Consider the following 638-nt stretch of genomic DNA (forward strand, 5'->3'; position numbering starts at 1 on the left):
TAGCCATCTCAGAGCAGGATCATTGAGACTCGCTTTGTTCCACACCAAGCTGTAAGCCACTTGCCCGTAATCAAACGGTAAAGAGCGCTGCACTAAACCTTTCGCTTGATGCGCGACTCCCGCCCAAAGTTTTGAACACGTAAATAGATAATCGGAATGATGGCACATGACGGCAGCCGAACCGAAATCTGCCACACGCATCGCCATATTACGTTTTGAATGCTGCTGAGTGAGGTTTTGCTCGAAGTAAGGCTGAGAAAGATCTTTATCGTGAATCCCGATGTGGCGAGCGCAAAGATAGCCTTCAATCGACAGGGGCGCTTTAGCTAACGGGTTTGATTCGCCCATTAAACACACCATTTCATCTTTCAAGATTGTTTGCCAAACCAAGTCTTTATTTTGAGTTGGTGGTTGGCTGATGTCATGCGGCAGCAGCAAAAAGTCGACTTGTCCTCTCACCAGCGAATCAAAACTCATCTCTTCTTTTGCATGGACGCTTAAGTGAGCATTGTTCCCCAACTGTTGAGAAATGCGCGTTAACACGGGATCAAACAGCTCAAAAGAACTGCCTCTCATCGACAGAGAAAACGTACCTTGATAATAAGCTGGGTTGAATGAACCTTGGTGCAATAGGCCGT

1 protein-coding gene is annotated in these 638 nt (G+C 46.7%); it reads right to left on the reverse strand.

Going from position 1 to position 638, the window contains the following annotated elements; genetic code table 11:
- Nucleotides 1–638: LysR substrate-binding domain-containing protein (locus R7Z47_RS25385; protein ID WP_318130835.1), on the reverse strand; the 638-nt coding region annotated here is incomplete at both ends.

The sequence above is a fragment of the Vibrio sp. 1641 genome (assembly GCF_033339995.1).
In the GTDB taxonomy this organism is placed as follows: domain Bacteria; phylum Pseudomonadota; class Gammaproteobacteria; order Enterobacterales; family Vibrionaceae; genus Vibrio; species Vibrio alginolyticus.